Origin of the sequence: Streptomyces sp. NPDC059524, from assembly GCF_042749255.1 — a bacterium.
Taxonomy (GTDB): Bacteria; Actinomycetota; Actinomycetes; order Streptomycetales; family Streptomycetaceae; genus Streptomyces; species Streptomyces xanthii.
In genome coordinates this window covers 8,227-33,801 of record NZ_JBHYTK010000084.1, presented here as the reverse complement: position 1 = coordinate 33,801, position 25,575 = coordinate 8,227, and the positions used below count along the sequence as shown (strand labels likewise).

Sequence of the window (25,575 nt, the reverse complement as noted above, 5' to 3'; positions counted from 1 at the left end):
TCCCCGCGCATTTCAGGGGCGCGGGGAACTGCGCGACCGGCCCCCACCGGGCTGCACCCGGCGACGAAAGGGATGGCCCCGAGCTCAGTCCTGCGACGCGGCCGCAGGCGCCGGCGCAGCCCCCCGCAGCGCGACCTCCCGTACGAAGAACGCCGCAAGCAGCGCCCCCACGGCGATCACGGCCCCGAGCAGGAACGCCGAGTGCGTACCGGACGACACGGCGAACTGGTACGCCTCCCGCACGGGCGCCGGCAGCTTCGCGATGCCCTCCGCGTTGAGCTGTGTACCCCCACCGAGCGCCTTCCCGCCGAGGGACCCCGCCCGCTCCGCCATGACGTGCTTGACCCGGTCGTTGAAGACCGCGCCCATGACGGCGACGCCGAACGAGGAGCCGAGCGTGCGGAACAGGGTGGTGGAGGAGGACGCGACGCCCATGTCCTTGAGCTCGACGCTGTTCTGCGCGACGAGCATCGTGATCTGCATCAGACAGCCCATGCCGGCGCCGAGGACCGCCATGTAGAGCCCGGAGGTGAACCGGGAGGTCTCCGTGTCCATCTGGGCGAGCAGGAAGAGCCCGGCGATCATGAGCACGCCGCCCGCGATCGGGAAGACCTTGTACTTGCCGGTGTTCGTGGTGACGCGGCCCGCGATCAGCGAGACGACCATCATCGAGAGCAGCATCGGCAGGAGCAGGAGCCCGGAGTTGGTCGCGGACGCGCCCTGCACGGACTGCTGGTAGAGCGGCAGGAAGAGCACCGCGCCGAACATCACGAAGCCGGTGATGAAGCCGATGACGGACATCAGCGTGAAGTTGCGGCTGCGGAAGATGTGCAGCGGCATGATCGGCTCGGCGGCCTTGGTCTGTGAGAACACGAAGCCGACGAGGGCGGCGACGCCGATGCCGATGAGCTCCATGATCACGGCGGAGCCCCAGGCGTACTCGGAGCCGCCCCAGGTGGTGACGAGGACGATCGAGGTGATGCCGATGGTGAGGAGCGCCGCGCCCAGGTAGTCGATCTTTCCGGTGGAGCGCTTCTTCGGGAGGTGCAGCACCGCGGTGATCATGACGAGGGCGACCGCGCCGATGGGCAGGTTGATGTAGAAGGCCCAGCGCCAGCCGAGGTGGTCGGTGATGGTGCCGCCGACGAGCGGTCCGCCGATCATGGCGAGCGCCATGACGCCGGCCATCATGCCCTGGTACTTGCCGCGCTCCCGGGGCGGGATCAGGTCGCCGATGATCGCCATGACGCCCACCATCAGACCGCCGGCGCCCAGGCCCTGGACGGCGCGGAAGGCGATGAGCTGGCTCATGTCCTGGGCCATGCCGCTGGTCGCGGAGCCGATCAGGAAGATCACGATGGAGGTCAGGAAGGCGCCCTTCCTGCCGTACATGTCGCCGAGCTTGCCCCAGATCGGGGTGGAGGCGGCGGTGGCGAGCGTGTAGGCGGTGACCACCCAGGAGAGGTGCTCCAGGCCGCCGAGATCGCCGACGATCGTGGGCATCGCGGTGCCGACGATCATGTTGTCGAGCATGGCGAGCAGCATGGCGATCATCAGCGCCATGAGCACGACGCGCACACTGCGCGGCTGTTTCGCCTGCTCCTTCACCTGCTCCTGGTCTCGTATCGCTGCTTCGGCCATGATCCCCACTCCCCCGGGTCGTACTGAGAGACGTCGTGCTGTGAGACGGGACTTACTTGTCGCCCGGCTAGTTGCTTACAATGGGGAAAGTAGAGCGACTACTAGCCGGGCGTCAAGTAAGTTTTCTCCCAAGAGGACGCCAGGGGGACGAGAGAGGCAGCCGGTCCATGGTCACGGGCAGCAGCAGCAAGCCGCAGCGCCGCGGGAACACCCGCCAGCGCATTCAGGACGTGACCTTGGAACTCATCGCGGAGCAGGGGTACGAGAAGACGTCCCTGCGGGAGATCGCCGAGCGGCTCGGCGTGACCAAGGCGGCGCTCTACTACCACTTCAAGACGAAGGAAGACATCGTCGTCAGCCTGTTCACGGACCTGATGACGCCGATCGACGACCTGATCGCCTGGGCGAAGGAGCAGCCGCCGTCCCTGGAGACGAAGCGCGAGATCCTGACCCGCTACAGCCTCGCGCTGGTCGGGGCCGCCCCGCTCTTCCGCTTCATGCACGAGAACCAGGCGACGATGCGCGAGCTGAGCATCGGCGAGAACTTCAAGGGCCGGATGCAGGAGCTGATCGCCTACCTGCCGCCCGAGGACGCCACGCTGACCGACCGGGTCCGCTGCATCAGCGCACTGTTCTCGATGCACGCCGGGATGTTCGTCCTCCAGGACGACGAGAGCGACCCCGAGGAGCGGCGCAAGGCCGTCCTCGAGGTCGCCACGGACCTGATCGTTCAGGCCCACCGGCACGGAGGCTGAATCAGACGCGCACGCCCTGCTTGGTGAGGAACGCGACGGGGTTCACGGCCGAGCCGTAGTTCGGCGTGGTGCGGATCTCGAAGTGCAGGTGCGGGCCGCTGGAGTTGCCGGTGTTGCCGGACAGGGCGATGTGCTGGCCCGTGGAGACGTGCTGGCCGACGCGGACGTCGATCCGGGACAGGTGCGCGTACTGGGAGTACGTGCCGTTGGAGTGCTTGATCACGATGGCGTTGCCGTACGCCGGACCGTCACCGGCGCCGTTGCCGCCGGCCTTGACGACGGTGCCGCTGTGCACGGCCTTCACGTTGGTGCCGATCGGCACGGCGAAGTCCTGGCCGGAGTGCTTGCCGGTGGACCACATGCTGCCGCCCTGGGCGTAGCCGGCGGAGAGCGTGTACTTGCTGACCGGGTCGATCCAGGAGGCGGCCTTCTTGGCGGCGGCCTGCTTCACGGAGGCGGCCTTGGCCTGGGCGGCGGCCTGCGCCTTGACGACGGAGGCGGTGGTGACCGCCGGGGCGCCGCCCGCCTGGGGGGCACCGGCGGCGAGCGCGGCCCCGCTGCCCAGGACGGCGGACATTCCGAGACCGGCGGCCACGACAGCGGCGCGCTTGCGGAAGACCGACGTGCCGGGACGGAGGGACGTGATGCGCTGCGACATGCGGGAGACCTCTTCGAGCTTCGGGGACATTCGGGTCCTGCCGCCCACCGGCCCGGGACGGGCCCGGCGGGCATGAAGGGACCCGGCACACGTCCTCGTGTCACCGGGTCGGCCATCCCTTGGTAACCCGACCCCCCGGTTCCGCCCAAAAGCCTCATCTACTACGAAAGGTCGTACCGGGACCCCGGCCGGTATACCCCTTGACGCCCCTCGCGCCCGATTCCTCCCCTGCCGGATTTATCCCTCGATCGCGGGTTTACGCCCACTTCACGACCGTGCGGCGCGGCCCCTCGGGCCCTCTGGCCCCACCCAAACCCCAAAACGGACAAATCACCAGAACCCATCGGACACGTAACGACGGCCCACCCGGCCGCCGGCTCCACTATTCCGGCTAGTACCGGACAAAACGCCTGTGCGGCATGTCACCGGGGCTCAAGATCGAGAGGCCCCCGCTTGTGACCGGGGCTACAGATCCACACTCCTGTGACGCCCTCAACTCCCCTGCCCGACAGGCACGGTGTCCCTACTGTCGGTGCGCAAACCCTGGACACTACCGACCGGTAACCCTACGGTTCCTCCCGCGCCACCCTCGACGACAAGCATGCACGCGACAACTCCAGCGTGACCGGACGTGAGAGGAACCCCCCGCACATGACCCCCCAGAGCCGCCCCTGGGCGCGCCGCGCCGCCGTCACCGCCGCCTCGGCGGCCGCCGCCCTGACCCTGACGGTGCCCGCCCAGGCCGCGACCGGCACCCAGGGCACGCAGGACACCCGGGCCGCACAGACCGCCCAGGCCACCGGTGACGTCGACTACGCGACCTGGCAGCGCGACTGCCAGGCCGTCGCCGACCAGGCCCTGCCCTACCTGAAGCAGCGCATCGCGAACGCCCGCCCCGGCGAGAAGCAGGCCATCGTCTTCGACATCGACAACACCACGCTGGAGACGGACTACGGCTTCCGCTACCCGCAGCCCCCGAACCGGCCGGTCCTCGACCTCGCCCGGTACGCCCAGGACCGCGACGTCGCCCTGTTCTTCGTCACCGCGCGCCCCGGCATCATCAAGGGCGTCACGGACTACAACCTCGAGCACGTCGGCTACGAGGTCGACGGGCTGTACGTGCGCGGCCTCGTCGACCTCTTCAAGAACGTCGCCGACTACAAGACGGCCCAGCGAGCCTCGATCGAGGCCAAGGGCTACACGATCATCGCGAACATCGGGAACAACACCACCGACCTCACCGGTGGCCACGCCGAGCGCACGTACAAGCTGCCGGACTACGACGGTCAGCTCTCCTAGCCAGGGCGCCCCCGGGCATGCGTAAGGGGCCGGTGCTCGTGATGAGCACCGGCCCCTTGCGTCACTGCTGCGGGGGCTTACGCCTCCTTGCTCAGGTTCGGTCCGGCACCGCCGCCGGCCGCCTGCTCGATCGGCGGGACGTCGGGCAGCGCCGACTTCTCCTCACCGCGGAAGGTGAAGGTCTTGTTCTCGCCCTCGCCCTCCGTGTCGACGACCACGATGTGGCCGGGACGCAGCTCGCCGAAGAGGATCTTCTCCGAGAGGGTGTCCTCGACCTCGCGCTGGATCGTGCGACGCAGCGGACGCGCGCCCAGCACCGGGTCGTAGCCCTTCTTGGAGAGGAGCTCCTTGGCGGACTGGGAGAGCTCGATGCCCATGTCCCGGTCCTTGAGGCGCTCGTCCACCTTGCCGATCATCAGGTCGACGATCGCGAGGATGTCCTCCTGAGTGAGCTGCGGGAAGACGACCACGTCGTCGACGCGGTTGAGGAACTCGGGACGGAAGTGCTGCTTGAGCTCGTCCGAGACCTTGTTCTTCATGCGCTCGTAGTTGGTCTTCGTGTCGCCCTGAGCCGCGAAGCCCAGGTTGAAGCCCTTCGAGATGTCACGGGTTCCAAGGTTGGTCGTCATGATGATGACCGTGTTCTTGAAGTCCACGACGCGGCCCTGGGAGTCGGTCAGGCGACCGTCCTCCAGGATCTGGAGCAGCGAGTTGAAGATGTCCGGGTGGGCCTTCTCGACCTCGTCGAAGAGGACGACGGAGAACGGCTTGCGGCGCACCTTCTCGGTGAGCTGGCCGCCCTCCTCGTAGCCCACGTAGCCGGGGGGCGAGCCGAAGAGACGCGAGACGGTGTGCTTCTCGCTGAACTCCGACATGTCGAGGGAGATCAGCGCGTCCTCGTCGCCGAAGAGGAACTCGGCGAGCGCCTTGGACAGCTCGGTCTTACCGACACCGGACGGGCCGGCGAAGATGAACGAACCACCCGGACGCTTCGGGTCCTTCAGACCGGCGCGGGTACGGCGGATCGCCTTCGAGAGCGCCTTGACGGCGTCCTTCTGGCCGATGACCCGCTTGTGGAGCTCGTCCTCCATGCGCAGCAGACGCGAGGACTCCTCCTCGGTCAGCTTGAAGACCGGGATGCCGGTGGCGGTCGCGAGGACCTCGGCGATCAGCTCGCCGTCGACCTCGGCGACGACGTCCATGTCGCCGGCCTTCCACTCCTTCTCGCGCTTGGCCTTGGCGGCGAGGAGCTGCTTCTCCTTGTCGCGCAGCGAGGCGGCCTTCTCGAAGTCCTGCGAGTCGATCGCGGACTCCTTGTCGCGGCGCACGTCCGCGATCTTCTCGTCGAACTCGCGGAGGTCCGGCGGCGCGGTCATCCGGCGGATGCGCATCCGGGAACCGGCCTCGTCGATCAGGTCGATCGCCTTGTCCGGCAGGAAGCGGTCCGAGATGTACCGGTCGGCCAGCGTCGCGGCCTGGACGAGGGCCTCGTCCGTGATCGAGACGCGGTGGTGGGCCTCGTACCGGTCACGGAGACCCTTGAGGATCTCGATGGTGTGCGGCAGCGACGGCTCCGCGACCTGGATGGGCTGGAAGCGGCGCTCGAGCGCGGCGTCCTTCTCCAGGTGCTTGCGGTACTCGTCGAGCGTGGTGGCACCGATGGTCTGGAGCTCACCGCGGGCCAGCATCGGCTTGAGGATCGAGGCGGCGTCGATGGCGCCCTCGGCGGCACCCGCACCGACCAGCGTGTGGAGCTCGTCGATGAACAGGATGATGTCGCCGCGGGTGCGGATCTCCTTGAGCACCTTCTTCAGGCGCTCCTCGAAGTCACCGCGGTAGCGGGAGCCGGCGACCAGCGCGCCCAGGTCGAGGGTGTAGAGGTGCTTGTCCTTGAGGGTCTCGGGCACCTCGCCCTTGACGATGGCCTGCGCGAGACCCTCGACGACGGCGGTCTTGCCGACGCCGGGCTCACCGATCAGGACCGGGTTGTTCTTGGTGCGGCGCGACAGGACCTGCATCACGCGCTCGATCTCCTTCTCGCGCCCGATGACCGGGTCGAGCTTGGACTCACGAGCGGCCTGCGTCAGGTTGCGGCCGAACTGGTCGAGGACCAGGGACGTCGAGGGGGTGCCCTCGGCAGGGCCGCCCGCGGTGGCGGTCTCCTTGCCCTGGTAGCCGGAGAGCAGCTGGATGACCTGCTGCCGCACCCGGTTGAGGTCTGCGCCCAGCTTGACCAGGACCTGGGCGGCGACGCCCTCGCCCTCACGGATCAGGCCGAGCAGGATGTGCTCCGTGCCGATGTAGTTGTGGCCCAGCTGAAGGGCCTCGCGGAGCGAGAGCTCCAGGACCTTCTTGGCACGGGGGGTGAAGGGAATGTGCCCGGACGGGGCCTGCTGGCCCTGACCGATGATCTCCTCCACCTGCTGGCGGACCGCCTCGAGCGAAATCCCGAGGCTCTCCAGGGCCTTAGCGGCGACACCCTCACCCTCGTGGATCAGGCCCAGGAGAATGTGCTCGGTGCCGATGTAGTTGTGGTTGAGCATCCGGGCTTCTTCCTGAGCCAGGACGACAACCCGCCGCGCGCGGTCGGTGAACCTCTCGAACATCGTTAATCGCTCCTCAGAGCGGTCAGGCAGTAAGGGGGCTGTCCCCTCCCTGTCCTTCCGCAGCTTAGTCCCGCAAGCGGGGACCGCTCATTCCAACTGCCGACACCCGTTCATGGCCTCCTGCCCCGAACGCCGACATCTGCTCCAACCCGATGGTGCGAGACGATGTTCCCGCAGGCCAGGCAGATACCCTCACCATCACTACGCCGATGGCGAACGCGAGCCGCCCGACCCGTGCGTGTCGCCCCTCCCACTAGGGATGTCTTACCCGCAGGGACTGACACTCCATGCGGCGCGCGCCGGTTCCCTCCGCTACGGGCGAACACCCTTGCGCCACTCGCCACGCCTCGCGCGCCCCCGAACGGCCACGGTCCGCTTCCGGAACGCCACGATGCGTAACCCGAAACGGTTCCGCGCGGTTTCTCCTGGCATGGCTCCCACGTCGCGAAGCGCGTCGCGAAGCACGCCGCGCACCACGGTCCCGATCCCGCGCCGTCCGCCGGAGGTCCGCCAGGACCTGGTGCGGCGCTGGTACGAGGACGAGCTGGGCTGGGCCGCCGTGACCGGGCCCGACGGGGTGCGGTTGTGCACGGGGCTGCGGTTCGACGTCCTGGAGGTGCCGGCCGACGCCGGGTTCGCGATGCTGCGCCGGCTCGATCCCCGCTCGCCGGTGGCCGTGCGCGGAGAGACGATGCAGCTGCTGGTCGCGGCGGGTGCCGCGGACGAACTGCCGGGGCTGCTCGACTGGCTGGAGTGGGGGGCGCTGCCCCTGGATCTCGTGGCCGTCGGAGAGGGCGGGCTCATGGCCGCGCCGACGCCTCCGGGGTGGTCCGGCTCGCAGGAGGCCGCGGTGTGGGTGCGGCCCCCCGAGCCCGGGCGCGAGGCGGAACCGGTGCTCCCGGCTCTGACGACGTTGGCGGCCTGTCCGGCCGGCTCGGCCGTGGGGGGCGGTGGGGGCGCCCCCGATCTCGTACGACTCGTGGACACGGCGGCGACTCACTGCCACCGGGCCCGGCTGCGTCGTGCACGGTCGGGACCGACGGCTCAGCCGTTGGCCTTCTCGTAGGCCTCGCGGACCTTCTGCGGGACGCGGCCGCGGTCGTTGACCTCGTGGCCGTTCTCCTTGGCCCAGGCGCGGATGGCCGCGGTGTCCTGGTTGCCACCCGACGCGGCGCGGGCCTTGCCCCGACCGCTCGCGGCACGGCCCCCGGTGCGGCGGCCGCCCTTGAGGTACGGGTCGAGCAGACCGCGGAGCTTGTCCGCGTTGGCGGTGGTGAGGTCGATCTCGTAGGTCTTGCCGTCGAGCGCGAACGTCACGGTCTCGTCCGCCTCGCCGCCGTCGAGGTCATCGACAAGAAGGACCTGAACCTTCTGTGCCACCGGATTTCCTTTCATCGAAATCTGAAGGGCCGGCCCCCCTGCGACCGCGGCCGCTGTATCGCCGTCCCCTTGTTATAAGCACTACTGCAGTACGTCGGAAAGCAAACCGCTTTTGCCCGAAAAACACAAACCCCTGGCCGGGATACGCTGCCCAGCACAGCTGGGAACATGCGCGTAACGGACATTCAGACATAGCGAACGGCCGTGTACGGGTCCGCCGAATACGGAACAGCGATGATCACAGATGCAGAAGCATCCGGCTGTTGCCCAGGGTGTTCGGTTTCACTCGTTCGAGACCGAGGAACTCCGCGACGCCCTCGTCATAGGAACGCAGGAGCTCACTGTAGACATCGGTGTCAACGGTATCTACGGGAGTCTCACCGATCTCCACGAAGCCGTGCTTCGCGAAGAACTCGACTTCGAAGGTGAGGCAGAAAACACGGCGAACACCGATCCAGCGCGCTGTCTGCAGCAGCTTCTCCAGTACCTGGTGTCCCACACCGGCGCCCTTGACCTGAGGATTCACGGCGAGGGTGCGGACTTCCGCGAGGTCTTCCCACATGATGTGGAGCGCGCCGCAGCCGACGACCTCGGCGTTGTCGTCACGTTCCGCGACCCAGAACTCCTGGATGTCCTCGTAAAGCGTGACGGTGGCTTTGTCGAGCAGGATCCCCTGGCGGCTGTAGGCGTCGAGCAGTCGGCGCACGGCCGGCACATCGGCGGTCCTGGCCCTGCGTACCGTGATGGCTTTAGGGGCCGATTCGCCGCCGGTCTCGACTTCGGGGAGCTCTGGTGCCATGAGCGGACGCTATCGCCCGGGCTCGCCGTCCGCTTCCCCGGGTCCCGGGCGCACTTCGGGCTGAACGATGCGCATGGCGTCCCGGAGCGCTTCGCGTTGCTCGGGCGACATCATGCCGAAGAAGGCGACGAGGGCCGCGGCGGGGTTGTCGCTCTGGCTCCAGGCCTCGTTCATGAGGGCGGCGGAGTAGGCGGCGCGGGTGGAGACGGCCTCATATCGATAGGCCCGGCCTTCCGCCTCGCGGCGCACCCAGCCCTTCTGGTGGAGATTGTCCAGAACGGTCATGACCGTCGTGTACGCGATCGACCGTTCCTGCTGGAGATCCTCCAGCACTTCTCGAACGGTCACCGGGCGGTTCCACTTCCACACCCGTGTCATCACTGCGTCTTCGAGTTCTCCCAGGGGGCGCGGCACGAACAGCACCATAGTGGGAGAAGACCGGAATGCGCCCGAGACATGGCGGCGGGAACGGGTGCGACGAGAAAAGGGGCGCCCGTCCGGGCGCCCCTGTCGGGCCGTGCTGTCGTTCGGCGGGACCGTCGGGCGGCGGTCAGTCGGAGTCGCCCGACCCCTTGCTCTCCTTGCCGCCGACGGTGACCTCGACGCGGCCGAGGATCGCGTCGACCGCGGAATCCTCCTTGGCCTTCTTGTCGCCGCCCTGCGTCTTCACGATCACCGTGATGAGGGCGATGAAGAACGCGGCCATCACTACCGGGGGCACGAGGGCGGAGACGTAGTCCATGCCCCCAGGGTAGCTAGCCCGCGACGAGGCGCTGCGACGGGGCCGGGGGCTGGGCGGGGCGCCGCTTGGGCGGGAAGACCTCGCCCGGGGTCGGCACGGGGCGCTGCGGGGTCGCAGGCTTCGGCTTGGCGGGTTCCTGCGTCGCGCCCGAGAGGCCGCCGGGCAGGGCGAGCAGGCGGGCGCGGGAGGCGGGGACGCGCGGGCGCTGGCGAGCCGCGAGCCGGTCCCGTACGCCCTGTTCGGCGAGGGTGCGGCAGCGGTCGAGCAGAACCGCGGCCTTCGGGTTGCCGCGCAGGGCGCGCAGGGCGGCGAGGTCGTCGGCGCCGGGCCTGTGGCCGGCCGCCAGGGCGTCCGTCAGGAGGCTCAGATAGCCCGTGACGGTCCCGGGGAGGGCGGCCCGGTAGCGGTCGAGGTCCGCGAGCAGGAAGGCCCGCTGGCGGGCGCTCTCGCGCGCGGCCTCGTCGACGGACTCGGCGAGCCGGAGGCAGTCCCGGACGTCCTCGTCCGAGCCGGGGGTGGGATGGAGGGCGAGGGCGAGGGCGCGTCGGAGCACACGCAGCTCTTCAGCACCGAACGCCATACCGCCGCGGTTTCCGTAGGGCGTGGGCATGCCGCGACAATACGGTCTAATCAGACAAATTTAATGAATTCCCGTTCGCTGGCGCGGCGGACGGGACGCGGCGAACGGCCCTCACGGCTGGCGCCGCGCCCTCATCCGTCGTACCCACAGGGCGCCGAGTCCGGCCGCGACCACCAGCGCGCCCGCGCCCGCCGCGAGCACCGGACCGCCGGGGCCGCCGGAGCCGCCCCCGTCGGAGGACGCCTTCGCCGTCTCGGCCACGGGCTTCTTACTGGGCTCCACGAGAGGGCCGCCGGTGATCTTCGTGACGACCGGCACGGTGTTGTCGGCTGGGCGCGGGTCCTTCGCAGGACGGCTGCTTCCCTGCTTGATGTCCAGGCGTCCCTCGGCGTCGCGCACCCGCTGGTCCAGCTTGAACCTGAGCGTGGTCTTCCAGTTCTCGCCGGGCTCCAGCGGATGGTCGGGCCGGCAGGAGTACTTGCCGCCGCCGAGGCTGCCGCACTCCCACTGCCACTCGAGCTCGTTGTCCGGGTCCGGCGGCGGGGTCGGCTCCACGACCGAGGTGCCCTCGGGCGGGGTGATCTCCATGTACGCGCCGTAGACGCGGCCGGGGCCCGCGTTGCGCAGCGAGAACGTGACGTCGGCGGTGGTGCCGGTGCGGCCCGCGAGCTCGCCCGCGCCGGCCTTCAGGTCGGCCGTCTGGGTCGTGCTGACCTTGGTCTCGCCGAGGCTGTACTCGTCGTTGTAGCCGGACGCGGCACCGGCGACCTCACGGACCGTCAGTTCCGGCCCCTTGCCGCGCTTCAGGCCGGGGTCGGCGTCCGTGGTGAACGCGGTGGCGGGGTCCTCGGCGTTGCCGGTCAGGCCCGACAGGTAGGCGTTGTACTGGAACGAGCTGTTGACCGTCTCGTCGGGCACCCCGACCGTGATCGGCGACGCGAACGCGTAGGAGCGGCCCGGGTCCAGCGTCCGGTCGAACCAGCAGTAGGCGGAGCGCGTGTCCGCGTACCAGCAATTGCTGTACTGCGTACGGAAGTTCAGGCGCGGGCTGCTGAACTCCACGCCGAAGCCGTGCGCCGGGACCTTGCCCGCGTTGCGCACGTGCGGGGTGAACTCGAAGTCGCCGCCGGCCGTGAGGTCCCTGCGCGGCTTCTCCACGCGCTCGCGCAGATCGGCGCCGCCGACCCACACCTCCGTCTCGAAGGTGGCGTCGGCGCTGCCGGGCGCGCTGAACGTGTAGCGGATCGTGCCGTGGGCGCCCGCGCGGGCGCCCGGCGCTGCCTCGATGTAGAGGGCGTCGGGGTAGTTGCGCTTCCCGCGCGTGAGGGTGCCCAGGTCGCAGGTGAACGGCTGCGTCGTCCAGGTGTGGTCGCCGCAGTCGCGCCGGGTGCGCAGCCGGGCGGTGCCCGCGAGGTCCGAGGCGTCGACCTTCAGCTCGACGCCGGCCCGGGTGGCGAGGCCGCCGCCGGGGCTCGGGTCGAGCCAGATCCGCGTGCCTCCGGTCGGGCCGACGCCGCGCTTCGTGAGGTACGCGTTCTCCGGCACGTGCAGTGCGACGGCCGCCCCGTCGGCCCGCGCCGGGGCCGCCGAGGCACCGAACAGGGCCGCCGTGAACAGCAGGGCGAGGGCCGCCGCCCGGGCGGCGGTGCTACGTATGACGGTCACGCGTGGGGTCCCCCGGTTGAGTTGTGGAGTGCCGCGGCCAGGTGTGGGGTGCCGCGGCTCAGGCGCGTGAGACGTTGCGCTCGTAGACGAGGCGCAGGCCGATCAGGGTCAGCCACGGCTCGTGCTCGTCGATGGCCGAGGCCTCGCCGAGCACCATGGGCGCGAGTCCGCCCGTCGCGATGACCGTGACGTCGTCCGGGTCGTCGGCCAGTTCGCGCGCCATCCGGTTCACCACGCCGTCGACCTGGCCCGCGAAACCGTAGACGATGCCGGCCTGCATGGCCTCCACCGTGTTCTTGCCGATGACGCTGCGCGGGCGGGCCAGTTCGATCTTGCGGAGCTGGGCGCCGCGCACCCCGAGGGCCTCGACGGAGATCTCGATGCCGGGGGCGATCACGCCGCCCGCGTACTCGCCGCGTGCGGACACCGCGTCGAACGTCGTCGCCGTGCCGAAGTCGACGACGATCGCGGGGCCGCCGTAGAGCTCGACGGCCGCGACCGCGTTGATGATGCGGTCGGCGCCGACCTCCTTCGGGTTGTCCATCAGGATCGGGACGCCGGTCTTGATGCCCGGCTCGACCAGGATGGCGGGCACGTCGCCGTAGTAGCGGCGGGTGACCTCGCGCAGCTCGTGCAGGACCGCCGGGACGGTCGAGCAGATGGCGATGCCGTCGATGCCGTCGCCGAGTTCGTCGCCGAGCAGCGGGTGCATGCCCATCAGGCCCTGCAGCAGGACGGCGAGTTCGTCGGCCGTGCGGCGGGAGTCCGTGGAGATGCGCCAGTGCTCGACGATCTCCTCGCCGTCGAACAGGCCGAGGACGGTGTGGGTGTTGCCCACGTCGATGGTCAGCAGCATGGGGGCGTGATCACTTCGCTTCGCGCAGGTCGAGGCCGATGTCGAAGGTCGGCGAGGAGTGGGTGAGGGCGCCGACGGCCAGGAAGTCGACGCCGGTCCTCGCGTACACCGCCGCGTTCTCCAGCGTGAGGCGGCCCGAGGACTCCAGGAGGGCCCGGCCCGCGGTGAGCGCGACGGCCTCCTCGGTCTCCAGCGGCGTGAAGTTGTCCAGGAGGATCAGGTCGGCGCCCGCGTCGAGGACCTCGCGCAGCTGGTGCAGGGTGTCGACCTCGACCTCGATGGCCAGGCCGGGGAAGGCCTCGCGGACGGCCTGGAAGGCCTGCGAGACGCCGCCGGCGGCGACCACGTGGTTGTCCTTGACCAGGGCCGCGTCCGACAGGGACATGCGGTGGTTGACGCCGCCGCCCATGCGGACCGCGTACTTCTCCAGGGAGCGCAGGCCCGGCGTCGTCTTGCGGGTGTCGCGGACCTTGGCCTTGGTGCCCTCCAGGGCGTCCGCCCACGCGCGCGTGGCCGTGGCGATGCCGGACAGGCGGCACGCGATGTTGAGCGCGCTGCGCTCGGCGGTGAGCAGGTCGCGGGTGCGGGTGGTGACCGACAGGAGCTTCTGTCCCGCGGTGACCCGGTCGCCGTCCTCGGCGTGCCGCTCGACCTCGAACTCGTCGGTGGCCACCACGGAGATGACGGCCTCGGCGATCCGCAGGCCGGCCACGACGCCGTCCTCGCGGGCGGTGAAGTCGGCGGTGGCGACGGCCTCTTCGGGGATCGTGGCGACGGTGGTGACGTCGACGCCGCCGTCGAGGTCCTCGGCGATCGCCATGTGCGCGATGTCCTCGACCTCCACGGGGTCGAGGCCCGCGTCGGCCAGGAGCTGGGCGAGCGACGGGTCGAGGCCGCACTCCATCGCGTCGTCGGCGCCTTCGTGCGCGCAGCCGCAGCTGTCGCCACAGGCGTTCGCCAGGGGGAGGTCGGGGGTGGCGCTCACGTCGGTCACTGCTCCTGAAGGTTTGCCGTTGCGGGGAAGTCTGCGGTCTGAGTGGTGTGTGTGGCCAGAGTGCGGTCCGGGTTGAGGCGTACGACGATGTGGCGCCGCCAGTTGATGTCGTCCCGGTCCGCGTGGTCCTCGCGCCAGTGGCAGCCGCGGGTCTCCTCGCGGCGGCGGGCGGCGGCGACCAGGACGCGGGCCACGCACAGGAGGTTCGTGGCCTCCCAGGTGTCGACGCCGGGCTCGGACGTCTTGCCGTTCTCGGCGAGGGCGCTGGCCGCCTCCGCGTGCAGCCGGCCGAGCTGGGCCGCGGCCTCGGCGAGCGAGTCGGCGGAGCGCAGCACTCCGGCGCCCTGCGTCATCACGCGCTGGATGGTGAACCGGGCCTCGGGCGGCATCAGCGGGTGCTCCGGCGTCGCGGGCTGCGGCACGGGCACCGGCACGCGCGCGTGGAGGCCCTCCGCGGCGGCCCGCTCCTGGATGTCGGCCGCGATCCGCTCGGCGTAGACCAGGCCCTCCAGGAGGGAGTTGGACGCCAGCCGGTTCGCCCCGTGGACGCCGGTGCAGGCGACCTCGCCGCACGCGTACAGGCCGGGGATGGTGGTGCGGCCGTGCAGGTCGGTGCGGACGCCCCCGGAGGCGTAGTGCGCGGCCGGGGCGATCGGGATCGGCTCGGTGACCGGGTCGATGCCGTGGGCGCGGCAGGCGGCCAGGATCGTCGGGAAGCGCTGCTCCCACATGTCCGCGCCGAAGTGCCGCGCGTCCAGGTACATGTGGTCGGTGTCCTGCTCCAGCATGCGGCGCGTGATGCCCTTGGCGACGATGTCGCGGGGCGCCAGTTCGGCGAGCTCGTGCTGGCCCACCATGAAGCGCACGCCGTCCGCGTCGACGAGGTGGGCGCCCTCGCCGCGCACGGCCTCGGAGACGAGCGGCTGCTGGCCCTCGGCGCCCTTGCCGAGGAAGAGCACGGTCGGGTGGAACTGGACGAACTCCAGGTCGCTGACCTCGGCGCCCGCGCGCAGGGCGAGCGCGACGCCGTCGCCCGTGGACACGTGCGGGTTGGTCGTCGCGGAGAAGACCTGGCCCATGCCGCCGGTCGCGAGGACGACGGCCGGGGCGAGGACGGCGCCGACGCCGTCGTGCTGGCCCTCGCCCATGACGTGCAGGGTGACCCCGGCCGTCCGGCCCTCGGCGTCGGTGAGGAGGTCCAGGACCAGCGCGTTCTCCACCGTGCGGATGCCGCGCGTGCGGACCGCTTCGACGAGGGCGCGGGAGATCTCGGCGCCCGTCGCGTCGCCGCCCGCATGGGCGATGCGGCGGCGGTGGTGGCCGCCCTCGCGGGTCAGCTGGAGCTCGCCGTCGGTCTCGTCGAAGTGGGCGCCGGTCTCGATGAGGCGGCGTACGGCGCCGGGGCCCTCGGTGACCAGGGTGCGCACCGCCCGCTCGTCGCACAGGCCCACGCCCGCGACGAGGGTGTCGTCGAGGTGCTGCTCGGGGGTGTCGCCGTCACCGAGGGCGGCCGCGACGCCGCCCTGGGCCCAGCGGGTGGAGCCGTCGTCGAGGCGGGCCTTGGTGACGACGACGGTGCGCAGGCCCGCCGCCTCGCAGCGCAGCGCGGCGGTCAGGCCGGCCACGCCGGAGCCGACGACCACGACATCGGCGTCCACGGACCAGCCCGGGGCGGGCGCGTGCAGCCGTATGCCGGTTCCTGAGAAGGCGTTCATGGGCGGGCTCCGAACGTCAGAGGCAGGTTGTCGATCAGCCGGGTGGTGCCCACGCGGGCGGCGAGCGCGAGGACGGCCTCGCCCTCGAAGCCGTCGGCGACGTCCGTGAAGTCGGACGGGTCGACGAGGGCGATGTAGTCGAGCTTGACGGGGGGCCGCGCCCTGGCGGCCTCGTCGAGGACGTGCCGGGCCGCGGCGAGGATGGCGGCGGGGCCGCCCGGAGAGGCGACGGCGTGCGCGTCGGCGGCCGCGCGGGACTCGCCGATGCGGTCGAGCGCGCGGGCGCGGGCGCGCGTGGTGGGGATCTCGGCGGCCCGCGCGCGCAGCGCCTCCTGCGCGGCGTGCCGGTCGCGGCCCGCGAACAGGGCACGGGACAGGGCGAGCGCGCTGCGGCGCTCTTCGGGCGACAGGTAGCGGTTGCGCGAGGACAGGGCCAGGCCGTCGGGCTCGCGGACGGTGGGCACGGCGCCGATCTCGACGTCGAAGTTCAGGTCGCGCGCCATGCGGCGGATCAGGGCGAGCTGCTGGGCGTCCTTCTGGCCGAACAGGGCGACGTCCGCGCGCGTGAGGTGCAGCAGCTTGGCGACGACGGTGAGCATGCCGTCGAAGTGGCCGGGCCGTGCCGCGCCTTCGAGGCGCTCGCCCATGGGGCCCGCGGTGATCCGCACCTGGGGCTCGCCGCCCGGGTAGACCTCGTCGGCGGACGGGGCGAACACGAGGTCCGCGCCCGCCTGTTCGGCGATCTTCAGGTCGGCGTCCAGGGTGCGCGGGTACCGGTCGAGGTCCTCGCCCGCGCCGAACTGCAGCGGGTTCACAAAGACGGTGACGACGACCTCGCCGTCCTCGCCCGCGCGCTCGCGTGCCGTGCGGATGAGGGTGGCGTGCCCCTCGTGCAGGGCGCCCATCGTCATGACGACGACGCGCTGTCCGGTACGGGTGCGGGTGCGCAGGTCCGCGCCTTCGTGGACCAGGGTCGTGCTCATCGGGTCTCCTCCGCGCCGGTCGCGAGGACGCCCAGGAGGTCCTCGGCGAGCTCCGGCTTCAGCAGTCCGTGCGCGAGGGCGCGGTCGGCGGTCGCGCGGGCCATCGCGAGATAGCCGGCGACGGTCCCCGGGGCGTGCTTGCGCAGCTCGGTGACGTGCGCGGCGACGGTGCCCGCGTCGCCGCGTGCGACGGGGCCGGTGAGGGCGGCGTCGCCTGAGCGCAGGGCGTTGTCGAGGGCGGCGCCCAGCAGCGGGCCGAGCATCCGGTCGGGGGCGCTCACGCCCGCGTCGCGCAGCAGGTCCATCGACTCGGCGACCAGGGTGACCAGGTGGTTCGCCCCGAGGGCGAGGGCCGCGTGGTAGAGCGGGCGCATCTCCTCGGCGATCCACTCGGGCTCGCCGCCCATCTCGATGACGAGGGCCTCGGCGGCGAGCCGCAGCTCCTCGGGGGCGGTGACGCCGAAGGAGCAGCCGGCCAGGCGCTGCACGTCGACGGCGGTGCCGGTGAACGTCATCGCGGGGTGCAGGGCGAGCGGCAGGGCGCCGGCCCGCAGCAGGGGGTCGAGGACCTTGGCCCCGTAGCGCCCCGAGGTGTGCACGATCAGCTGGCCGGGGCGGACGGCGCCGGTCTCGGCGAAGCCCTGGACGAGGCCGGGCAGGGCGTCGTCCGGGACGGTCAGCAGGACGAGCTCGGCCCGCGCGAGGACCTCGGCGGGCGCCACGAGCGGCACGTCGGGCAGCAGGGCGGCGGCGCGGCGCACGGAGGCGTCGGAGACCCCGGAGGCGGCCACGGGACGGTGCCCGGCCAGTTCCAGGGAGGCGGCGAGCGCGGGACCCACCCGGCCGGCGCCGACGACGCCCACGGTCAGGCGCGCGGGACGGTCCTTCGGGTCGGTGGGTTCGGGTCGGGGTGATCGGGGTTCGGGAGAGGCAGGGATCACGGGGTGAGGCCTTCCGTTCCAGTCCGCTCGGGGTACCGGACGATTTCTCGTCATGTTAACGCTATCTGCCCGGACGGGCCTCGGTCGCCCACGGACCGTGAGGCCGTACATAAATCGTGCGCCCGTACGAGAACGGGTGCGACATGATCCCGGCATGAGCGGAAACCACGAGAGCGACGAGACGGCGCGGGCCGCGCGGAGACTGGCCGCGTTCCGGGGCGCCGAGCACACCCTGGCGCACCGGCACCTCCAGTCCACGATGGGCGAGCGGATGGCGGAGATCGCCGCGGCGATGGGCGACGCGGCGGACGCGGGCGTCGACCTCTACGGGAACGGGATCGTCGCCGAGCTGGAGGAGCGGGTCGCCGGGCTGCTCGGCAAGGAGGCGGCCGCGTTCTTCCCGACCGGCACGATGGCGCAGCAGGTCGCGCTGCGCTGCTGGGCGGGCCGCACCGGCAACCGCACGGTCGCGCTGCACCCGCTCGCGCACCCCGAGCAGCACGAGCGGGAGTCGCTGACCACGGTGGCCGGGCTGCGCACGGTGCAGCCGACGACCGCTCCGCGCCCGTTCACGGCGCCGGAGATCGAGGCCATGGACGAGCCGTTCGGCACGCTGATGATCGAGCTGCCGCTGCGGGACGCCGGCTATCTGCTGCCTTCCTGGGAGGAGCTGGAGGAGGTCTGCGAGGCGGCCCGCGCGCGGGACGCGGTCGTGCACTTCGACGGCGCCCGGCTGTGGGAGTGCACGGAGCACTTCGGGCGGCCGCTGGACGAGATCGCGGGGCTCGCGGACACCGTGTACGTGTCGCTCTACAAGACGCTCGGCGGGATCAGCGGCGCCGTCCTCGCGGGCCCGGAGACGCTGATCGAGGAGGCCAGGGCCTGGCGGCACCGCTACGGCGGCCAGGTCTTCCAGCAGTTCCCGCAGGCGATCGCGGCGCTGGCGGGCCTGGACCGGGAGCTGCCGCGGCTGCCGGAGTACGTGCGGCACGCGCGCGTGGTGGCGCGGGCGATCCGGGAGGGCCTCGACGCGGCCGGGGTGGCGTGGTCGCGGGTGAACCCCGAGGTACCGCACACCCACCAGTTCCAGGTGTGGCTGCCCTACGAGGCCGAGGTGCTGACGCAGGCCGCCGTGGAGCAGGCCGAGGAGACGAAGGTGTCCCTGTTCGGGCGCTGGTTCCCGGGCGCCGGGGCGCCCGGCACGGCGTTCACGGAGGTCACGGTGGCCGCGGCGGGCCTGGACTGGACCGCCGAGGACGTTCGTGCGGCGGTCGCGGAGTTCGTACGACGCCTGCCGTAGCACTCCGCGCGGGGGCGGGGTCACGGCGGCGCCGCGGGGCGTGGCCGGTCGGCCCGCGCGGCGGAGCCGCTGATGGATACACCCCGCGCGTCACCCGCCGAAACGGGACCTCAAGGCCGCGCGGAGGCGGCCGTGGGACCGGTGGCCGGCCAGGACCGCGCGGAAGCGGCGGTAGTCGCGGAGCTCGCGGTACACGGCCCAGTCGTGCGTGCCCGGCGCCGGGGGCGCGGGCTCGCCGTGCTGGGCGGCCCGATAGGCGTCCAGTGCGTACTGCTCGTGGAGCGGCATCGAAATCACCTCGCTCATGTCGATTGTCACGCGGTACCCCGGAACGGGCCTGTTCGCCCGGCATCGGGGCCGATGAGCACGAGCCTGCGCCCGGCCCGCACACCGGTCACCGGCCGGGTCAGGGTGCCGCCCTCCGCCCGCGGGCGGGTGGACCCCGCCGGGCCGCCGGGGCGCGGCGCCGGGTCGAGGGCGCCGACGCCGCCGCCGCCGTCGTTCGAGCGCTGTGTGGTGACCGCCTCCATGCCCATCGCGCGGAACAGTTCGGCGACGAGGTCCTCGAAGGCGAGCGGGTCCATGGCGTACAGGTCCGGCTCCTCGCCGGCGCCGCCGTGCGTGACCACCTGGTCCCCGACGTCACGGGGCCGGCGCGCCGGGCGTATCGGGGTGAGCTGGTCGGGCCGGGCCGTGAGCTGCCCGCGCAGCGCGTCCGTCAGACAGCTGACGGGGTCGACCCGCGCGAGGCGCAGCTCGGTGAAGTCCTCCCGCCGGGCCATGACGGTGGCCAGGAAGATCTGTCCGTGGCGGCCGGTCGCGGGGTCCGGCGCGCCGACGAAGCCGTTGAGCGCGACCGAGTCGAGGACGCCGTACTCGTCCGCCGCGAAGAGCTGCCGCAGGACGAGCAGCACGCTCTGCGCCAGGACCTCCCGGTACAGGGCGCGCCGTTGGGTGACGGGGCGGGCGGTCTCCTTGTCCTGGTCCTGCGCCGGCACATAGCGCACGGCCTTCGCCTCGGGCACGACGTCGTAGCCGGGCAGCTCCCAGTCGAGCACCAGCTGCCGCGCGGCGGCGTCGTAGGCGGCCGTGACCTGGCGGGGGAATCCCTCGGGCCAGGCGGTCGACGCGTAGAGGGCGGCGGAGAAGTACTCGACGACGGACTCGGCGTCGCCCTGCCGGACGCCGTCGACGGCCTCGGTGATCGCCGCGTTGTGCCGGCGGACCTCCGTCAGGTGGGCCTCGGCGGCGCGGGTGTGCTCCTGCCGGGCGGCGGCCAGTCGCTGCTGCCGCTGGGCCTCGGCGGCCTGCGCCGCGTGCCAGGCGTGCTCGTAGCGGGCCTGGGCCTCGGCCTGCGCCTGCGCGCGCCGGGCCGCGGTCCAGCCGCCCTGCGCCTGGAACTGGTGCGGGGCGGGCAGCGGTACGGGATGGGCGAGCGGGCCGGGGTCGAACGGGGTGATCTCCGCGGACCGCAGCAGGGCCTGCGCCGAGAAGGCGGGGGCGCCGCAGCCCTCGGCGAGCAGCCCCTGGAGCGCGGCCACGCGGGCGTCGAGCTCCGCCGTGCGCCGTGCCGCCTCGGCCTGGCGGTACTGCTTGTACTCCTGGGCGGCGTGCCGCTGGTACGCGCGCGCCTGCCGGTCCGCCTCACGGAGCCTGCGCTGCTCGGCCTCGTACTGCCGCTGGCGCTGACGCTGCACTTCGGCCCAGGTGTTGACGAATCCGGCGGAGCGACGACTCATCCCGCCAATTTATCCGGCGGCCGCCCCGCCCGGCATGCGACCCCGGGATATGCGGGAGCCCCCTTCCAGGCCGGAAGGGGGCTCCAACACGCGGGCGGGCGCGGCTACTTCAGCTGCTTCGCCTACTTCACCACGGTGAGCGGCAGCAGCTTCTTGCCGGTGGGGCCGATCTGGATGCTGGTGTCCATCGCCGGGCAGACGCCGCAGTCGAAGCACGGGGTCCAGCGGCAGTCCTCGACCTCGGTCTCGTCGAGCGAGTCCTGCCAGTCCTCCCAGAGCCAGTCCTTGTCGAGACCGGAGTCCAGGTGGTCCCAGGGCAGGACCTCCTCGTACGTGCGCTCGCGCGTCGTGTACCAGTCGACGTCGACGCCGTACTTGGCGAGCTCCTTGTCGGCGCTCTGCATCCAGCGGTCGTACGAGAAGTGCTCGCGCCAGCCGTCGAAGCGGCCGCCGTCCTCGTAGACGGCGCGGATGACGTCGCCGATGCGGCGGTCGCCGCGGGAGAGCAGGCCCTCGACGATGCCCGGCTTGCCGTCGTGGTAGCGGAAGCCGATGGAGCGGCCGTACTTCTTGTCGCCGCGGATCTTGTCGCGGAGCTTCTCCAGGCGGGCGTCCGTCTCCTCGGAGGAGAGCTGCGGGGCCCACTGGAACGGGGTGTGCGGCTTGGGCACGAAGCCGCCGATGGAGACCGTGCAGCGGATGTCGTTGGACCCGGAGACCTCGCGGCCCTTCTGGATCACGTTCATCGCCATGTCGGCGATCTGCAGGACGTCCTCGTCGGTCTCGGTCGGCAGGCCGCACATGAAGTACAGCTTCACCTGGCGCCAGCCGTTGCCGTACGCCGTCGAGACCGTACGGATGAGGTCCTCTTCGCTGACCATCTTGTTGATGACCTTGCGCATGCGCTCACTGCCGCCCTCGGGGGCGAAGGTGAGGCCCGAGCGGCGGCCGTTGCGGGTCAGCTCGTTGGCCAGGTCGACGTTGAACGCGTCGACGCGGGTCGACGGCAGCGACAGGCCGATCTTGTCTTCCTCGTAGCGGTCGGCCAGACCCTTGGCGATGTCGCCGATCTCCGAATGGTCCGCGGAGGACAGGGACAGCAGGCCGACCTCTTCGAAGCCGGTCGCCTTGAGACCCTTCTCGACCATGTCGCCGATGCCGGTGATGCTTCGCTCCCGCACGGGGCGCGTGATCATGCCGGCCTGGCAGAAACGGCAGCCGCGGGTGCAGCCGCGGAAGATCTCGACGGACATCCGCTCGTGCACCGTCTCGGCGAGCGGCACGAGGGGCTGCTTCGGGTACGGCCACTCGTCGAGGTCCATGACCGTGTGCTTGGACACGCGCCACGGGACGCCCGACTTGTTCGGCACGACGCGGCCGATGCGGCCGTCGGGCAGGTACTCGACGTCGTAGAACGCGGGGATGTACACGTTCCCCGTCTTCGCGAGGCGGAAGAGGACCTCCTCGCGGCCGCCGGGCCGGCCCTCGGCCTTCCACGCGCGGATGATCTCCGTCATGTCGAGCACGGCCTGCTCGCCGTCGCCGATGATCGCGGCGTCGATGAAGTCCGCGATCGGCTCCGGGTTGAACGCCGCGTGGCCGCCCGCGAGGACGATCGGGTCCTCGAGCGTACGGTCCGCGGACCGGAGCGGGATGCCCGCCAGGTCCAGGGCCGTCAGCATGTTCGTGTACCCCAGCTCGGTGGAGAAGCTGAGGCCGAAGACGTCGAAGGCCTTCACCGGGCGGTGCGAGTCGACCGTGAACTGCGGCACGCCGTGCTCACGCATCAGGGCCTCGAGGTCCGGCCACACGCTGTACGTGCGCTCGGCGAGGACGCCCTCGCGCTCGTTGAGGACCTCGTAGAGGATCATGACGCCCTGGTTGGGCAGACCGACCTCGTAGGCGTCGGGGTACATCAGCGCCCAGCGGACGTCGGAGGACTCCCACGGCTTGACCGTGGAGTTGAGCTCTCCGCCGACGTACTGGATCGGCTTCTGCACATGCGGGAGCAGCGCTTCGAGCTGCGGGAACACAGACTCGACGGCTTGGGGCGCCGCGGCGGCGGCTTCGGCAGGCATAACCGTGGACCTTCGTGAGCTGACAGGGGTGACCCTCAAGCCTAACCCGCCGAAAGGCGGACCTCCGCCGCCCTTCGCCACACCCCCGGCAGCTCGGCCTCCCGGCGCGCCGCCGTCGCCTGCTCCTGCCCGTACAGCAGGCCCCAGGTGAAGGCGCTCTCCCCCGCCGCGTGCGCCTGAACCGCGAGGTCGCGCAGGGCCTCGCGGGCCACGACGCTGTCCTGGTGGTCGCCGAGCACCGTCTGGACGTCCTTCATCCGGCGGGCGAAGCGCCGGGCCTGCTTGCCGAGCGCGGGCTCCGCCGTCTCCCCCGCGTACCGGGCGCGCTTGGCGGCCTTGCGGGCCTCGTGCATCGCGCGGTCGCGCTCGGGGCCGGGGTCGAGGGCGAGGGCGTGCTCGACGCGGGCCGCGAGCCTGGCGTGGTCGCGCAGCGCGGCGTCGGCGAGCAGCTCGGCTGCGGGGCGGGCGGCCCGCTTCGCGCGCAGCGGCGGATCGGCGAGCAGGGTGTCGAGCCCGTCGAGAAGAGCGAGGTACCGCTTGCTGTCGAGCACGGCGACGGTGTGCCGGCGCGAGCCGTGGCGGCGGGCCGTCGCCCAGGTGCGGAGCCGGCCGCGGACCGGGCCGAGCAGCAGCGGGCGGGGCAGCTCGTCGATGCGGCCGGTGATGCGCTCGGTCAGCACCTCGCGGTCCCGGTCGATGCCCAGCTCGGCCGCGAGCCACTTCAGCTCCTCGCCGAGCGGCCCGGTGACGTCCGGGTCGAGGATCTTCTTGTACGTCTTGAAGGCGCTGCGCAGCCGTCGGGTGGCGACCCGCATCTGGTGCACGGAGTCGGGGAGATCGCGGCGGACGGCGGGGTCGAGGTCGACGAGGGCGTCGCGCTGGGAGCGGACGCGGGCCAGGACGTGGGCGCCGGCCTTCTTGCCCGGGGGCTTCGGCGCCGGGGCCGGTTCGCGTGCCGCGCCGGTCTCCTTGAGGGCGCGGGCCAGTTTGGAGGAGGCGGCGGAGCGGTGCAGGCCGGCCTTGCGCAGCCGCTTGCCGACCTTCGCGAGCAGCTCCGGGTCGCCGCCGTCCGCCAGCTCGACCTCGACCTCCGTCCACGTGACAGGATCTTCGCCGCCGGGCCGCTCGGCGCGGACGGCGTCGACGCTGACCTCGGCGAGCGGGGCGCCGTCGGCGCCGGTCAGCTCGGTCACCTCGCGGGTGGAACGGAGCCGGATCACGGGGACGAGGGCGTCGTCGCGGACACGGGAGCGGACAAGGCCGGCGAGGGCGCGGGGTACGGGGCCGTCGGTCAGCGGGGCCCGCACCTCGTCGCGGACGCCCTCGGCGAGCGCGACCGGAAGCTTGAGGTGCCAGCCCTCGTCGTCGCCTCCGGTGCGGTGGCGCAGGGTGATGTGGTCGGCGGCGAGGCGCTGGTCGGCGGTGTCGTAGTAGAGGGCGTCTAGCTCCACGACGCCCTTGCCGACGACGCCGTCCACTCCCGCCACCTTGCGCAGATCAGGCAGCCGGAACGACTCCCCAGGGGCGTCGTACTTCAGCTCGACCTCGCGCTTCGTCTCCGCCATAACCCGAACTTAGTCGCCCACCCCGACACCGAAAAGACCACGTCACCCGCCGGGGCCCTCAGGGGTCACCGGAACCGTCGCTCCCTCGAAGCGCGGCACCGCCACACGGTTCTGTGCGGCCCCGCCCCGCGGGGGCACCGGAAAGGCCCCCGGCGCGGGCCGTTCGGCACCCGGCACCCCGTTCTCGCCCCGACCGGGTCACCGGTCACCCGAGGGCACCGCCCCGAACCCGATCCTGGCCCCAGCCCCTCTCCCACCCGCCCGCCCCCTCCGGGGGCCGTCGGCCCGGCACCTGGCACGCCCCACCGGGGCGCGGAGCCACCTCTCCTGTGCGGCCCAATGACGCGGGCGCGCCCCCGCCACGACAACCCGGCACCCGGCACCCGGCACCCGGCACCCGGCACCCGGCAACGATGCTCGCCCCTCTAGCGGCACCGCTGGACTCGCAGCACCATCGAACCGGTCACCGTCGCGCGGGGGCGCCGCCCCGAACCCACGCCTGGCCCCAGCCCCTCTCCCACCCGCCCGCCCCCTCCGGGGGCCGTCGGCCCGGCACCTGGCACGCCCCACCGGGGCGCGGAGCAGCATCGATGTACGCCTGCGCCCCGCGGGCGCGACCAGCCTCCCGTAGCCGAGACCCCCCGGCCAGGACGACCAAAAGCGCACCCGGGGCCGGAGCGCTGGCCCACGGCGAGGGCAACCGGGCACACACCCCGGCCTGGGGTACCTCCCGAGGCGGAAGGCTGGGCCGAACACCCCTGGAACAGGCCGTGGGCGAAGAGGCCGGCCCGCAGGCACTGCGTGACTGTCCAAGACGACGCGACGCCCGCGTCGGAACCAAGGCAGAAGTGCTGCCGCACGGCCGGCGCCACTGGAACGCGTACCTGGCGCTGAACTGCTGCCCAACGGCTGGGCGCCGGCCGAACGTCCTGGAAGGGCTGGCTGGGGGCGGGCCAGGGCCCGCGCCGAAGGCGAAAGGCGCCGGGGCAGACAGGCGCCGCCAGGGGCGCGGGGAACTGCGCGACCAACCACAACGACGCCGCGCCCCGCGACGCCGCTGTAGCTGAGGCCTCTGGACCGGCACCGGGGTGCGCCCCGGCCTCCAGACCGCCCAAGGGACAAGGGCACCCAGGACTGGAGTGCTGATTCAAGGGGAGGGTGTCGAACACGTACCCCCGCCCGGGGTACTGCCCGAGGCGGGGGGCCGGGCCGAGCCCCCCCGCGGGGGGGGGCGGGGGGGGGCGTGGGGCGGGGCCCGCCCCGCAGCCCCCGCCCCGCG

Annotated in this window: 21 protein-coding genes and 1 pseudogene; 4 read left to right on the top strand and 18 right to left on the bottom strand. The window is 71.9% G+C overall.

Annotated features, from left to right (window positions below; translation table 11 throughout):
- Positions 1-84: 84 nt before the first annotated feature.
- Positions 85-1,641, bottom strand: a complete 1,557-nt coding sequence (locus ACFW9D_RS22895; RefSeq protein ID WP_384624265.1) for an MDR family MFS transporter — start codon at positions 1,639-1,641, stop codon at positions 85-87.
- 167 nt (positions 1,642-1,808) lie between these two features.
- On the opposite strand from ACFW9D_RS22895, the gene ACFW9D_RS22890 reads away from it, so the two are divergent.
- Positions 1,809-2,396 (top strand): TetR/AcrR family transcriptional regulator, encoded by a 588-nt coding sequence (locus ACFW9D_RS22890; RefSeq protein WP_188338299.1) that lies wholly within the window; start codon positions 1,809-1,811, stop codon positions 2,394-2,396.
- Between the two features lies 1 nt (position 2,397).
- Here ACFW9D_RS22890 and ACFW9D_RS22885 read toward each other — a convergent pair whose 3' ends face one another.
- The gene (locus ACFW9D_RS22885; RefSeq protein WP_384624267.1) at positions 2,398-3,054 is read right to left on the bottom strand and encodes a M23 family metallopeptidase; all 657 of its coding nucleotides are present in this window, start codon (positions 3,052-3,054) and stop codon (positions 2,398-2,400) included.
- A 651-nt stretch (positions 3,055-3,705) separates the two neighbouring features.
- Here ACFW9D_RS22885 and ACFW9D_RS22880 point away from each other — a divergent pair.
- On the top strand, positions 3,706-4,353 hold the full coding sequence (locus tag ACFW9D_RS22880) for an HAD family acid phosphatase (protein ID WP_384624263.1): 648 nt from the start codon (positions 3,706-3,708) through the stop codon (positions 4,351-4,353).
- Between the two features lie 77 nt (positions 4,354-4,430).
- Here the strand turns inward: ACFW9D_RS22880 and ACFW9D_RS22875 are convergent, their stop codons facing one another.
- On the bottom strand, positions 4,431-6,959 hold the full coding sequence (locus tag ACFW9D_RS22875) for an ATP-dependent Clp protease ATP-binding subunit (protein WP_188338297.1): 2,529 nt from the start codon (positions 6,957-6,959) through the stop codon (positions 4,431-4,433).
- A gap of 430 nt (positions 6,960-7,389) precedes the next feature.
- Here ACFW9D_RS22875 and ACFW9D_RS22870 point away from each other — a divergent pair, with 430 nt between their 5' ends.
- On the top strand, positions 7,390-8,025 hold the full coding sequence (locus tag ACFW9D_RS22870; protein WP_384624261.1) for an SCO3374 family protein: 636 nt from the start codon (positions 7,390-7,392) through the stop codon (positions 8,023-8,025).
- Here ACFW9D_RS22870 and ACFW9D_RS22865 read toward each other — a convergent pair.
- The 11 genes from ACFW9D_RS22865 to ACFW9D_RS22815 all read right to left on the bottom strand — a co-directional run bounded on the left by ACFW9D_RS22865 (position 8,004) and on the right by ACFW9D_RS22815 (position 17,668).
- Positions 8,004-8,339 (bottom strand): Lsr2 family protein, encoded by a 336-nt coding sequence (locus tag ACFW9D_RS22865; RefSeq protein WP_188338295.1) that lies wholly within the window; start codon positions 8,337-8,339, stop codon positions 8,004-8,006. The genes ACFW9D_RS22870 and ACFW9D_RS22865 overlap by 22 nt on opposite strands.
- Before the next feature lie 238 nt (positions 8,340-8,577).
- Positions 8,578-9,138, bottom strand: coding sequence for an amino-acid N-acetyltransferase (locus ACFW9D_RS22860; protein WP_188338294.1), 561 nt, complete (start codon positions 9,136-9,138; stop codon positions 8,578-8,580).
- Between the two features lie 9 nt (positions 9,139-9,147).
- Positions 9,148-9,552, bottom strand: coding sequence for a BlaI/MecI/CopY family transcriptional regulator (locus ACFW9D_RS22855; RefSeq protein ID WP_188341489.1), 405 nt, complete (start codon positions 9,550-9,552; stop codon positions 9,148-9,150).
- A 136-nt stretch (positions 9,553-9,688) separates the two neighbouring features.
- Complete coding sequence (locus ACFW9D_RS22850) at positions 9,689-9,880, bottom strand: hypothetical protein (protein ID WP_188338293.1); 192 nt, start codon at positions 9,878-9,880, stop codon at positions 9,689-9,691.
- Positions 9,881-9,893: 13 nt separating this feature from the next.
- Positions 9,894-10,490 carry a hypothetical protein gene (locus ACFW9D_RS22845; RefSeq protein ID WP_223206087.1) on the bottom strand — a complete coding sequence of 199 codons (597 nt, stop codon included), beginning with the start codon at positions 10,488-10,490 and terminating at the stop codon, positions 9,894-9,896.
- Positions 10,491-10,571: 81 nt separating this feature from the next.
- Positions 10,572-12,125 (bottom strand): hypothetical protein, encoded by a 1,554-nt coding sequence (locus ACFW9D_RS22840; RefSeq protein WP_384624259.1) that lies wholly within the window; start codon positions 12,123-12,125, stop codon positions 10,572-10,574.
- Positions 12,126-12,183: 58 nt separating this feature from the next.
- On the bottom strand, positions 12,184-12,981 hold the full coding sequence (locus tag ACFW9D_RS22835) for a type III pantothenate kinase (protein WP_188338291.1): 798 nt from the start codon (positions 12,979-12,981) through the stop codon (positions 12,184-12,186).
- A 10-nt stretch (positions 12,982-12,991) separates the two neighbouring features.
- Positions 12,992-13,975, bottom strand: a complete 984-nt coding sequence (gene nadC / locus ACFW9D_RS22830) for a carboxylating nicotinate-nucleotide diphosphorylase (RefSeq protein ID WP_188338290.1) — start codon at positions 13,973-13,975, stop codon at positions 12,992-12,994.
- On the bottom strand, positions 13,972-15,690 hold the full coding sequence (locus ACFW9D_RS22825) for an L-aspartate oxidase (RefSeq protein WP_384624256.1): 1,719 nt from the start codon (positions 15,688-15,690) through the stop codon (positions 13,972-13,974). Before ACFW9D_RS22825 ends, nadC begins: the two co-directional genes overlap by 4 nt.
- Positions 15,687-16,673, bottom strand: coding sequence for a pantoate--beta-alanine ligase (panC, locus tag ACFW9D_RS22820; RefSeq protein ID WP_188338288.1), 987 nt, complete (start codon positions 16,671-16,673; stop codon positions 15,687-15,689). The genes ACFW9D_RS22825 and panC overlap by 4 nt, the downstream gene beginning before the upstream one ends.
- Positions 16,670-17,668: a Rossmann-like and DUF2520 domain-containing protein gene (locus ACFW9D_RS22815; RefSeq protein WP_223206086.1), complete on the bottom strand. Its 999-nt coding sequence runs from the start codon at positions 17,666-17,668 to the stop codon at positions 16,670-16,672. The genes panC and ACFW9D_RS22815 overlap by 4 nt, the downstream gene beginning before the upstream one ends.
- Before the next feature lie 100 nt (positions 17,669-17,768).
- Between ACFW9D_RS22815 and ACFW9D_RS22810 the strand changes: the two genes are divergently transcribed.
- Entirely contained in the window at positions 17,769-18,914 is a 1,146-nt protein-coding gene (locus ACFW9D_RS22810) for a threonine aldolase family protein (protein WP_384624254.1), read from the top strand.
- 90 nt (positions 18,915-19,004) lie between these two features.
- Here ACFW9D_RS22810 and ACFW9D_RS22805 read toward each other — a convergent pair whose 3' ends face one another.
- From ACFW9D_RS22805 to ACFW9D_RS22790, 4 genes and pseudogenes are all read right to left on the bottom strand, one after another.
- Positions 19,005-19,220 (bottom strand): hypothetical protein, encoded by a 216-nt coding sequence (locus ACFW9D_RS22805; protein ID WP_384624252.1) that lies wholly within the window; start codon positions 19,218-19,220, stop codon positions 19,005-19,007.
- 143 nt (positions 19,221-19,363) lie between these two features.
- Positions 19,364-20,653 (bottom strand): annotated as a pseudogene (locus ACFW9D_RS22800) (restriction endonuclease); the annotation flags it as partial.
- A gap of 122 nt (positions 20,654-20,775) precedes the next feature.
- Complete coding sequence (locus ACFW9D_RS22795) at positions 20,776-22,731, bottom strand: TIGR03960 family B12-binding radical SAM protein (RefSeq protein ID WP_188338961.1); 1,956 nt, start codon at positions 22,729-22,731, stop codon at positions 20,776-20,778.
- 41 nt (positions 22,732-22,772) lie between these two features.
- Positions 22,773-24,296: a CHAD domain-containing protein gene (locus ACFW9D_RS22790; protein ID WP_384624250.1), complete on the bottom strand. Its 1,524-nt coding sequence runs from the start codon at positions 24,294-24,296 to the stop codon at positions 22,773-22,775.
- Positions 24,297-25,575 lie beyond the last annotated feature (1,279 nt).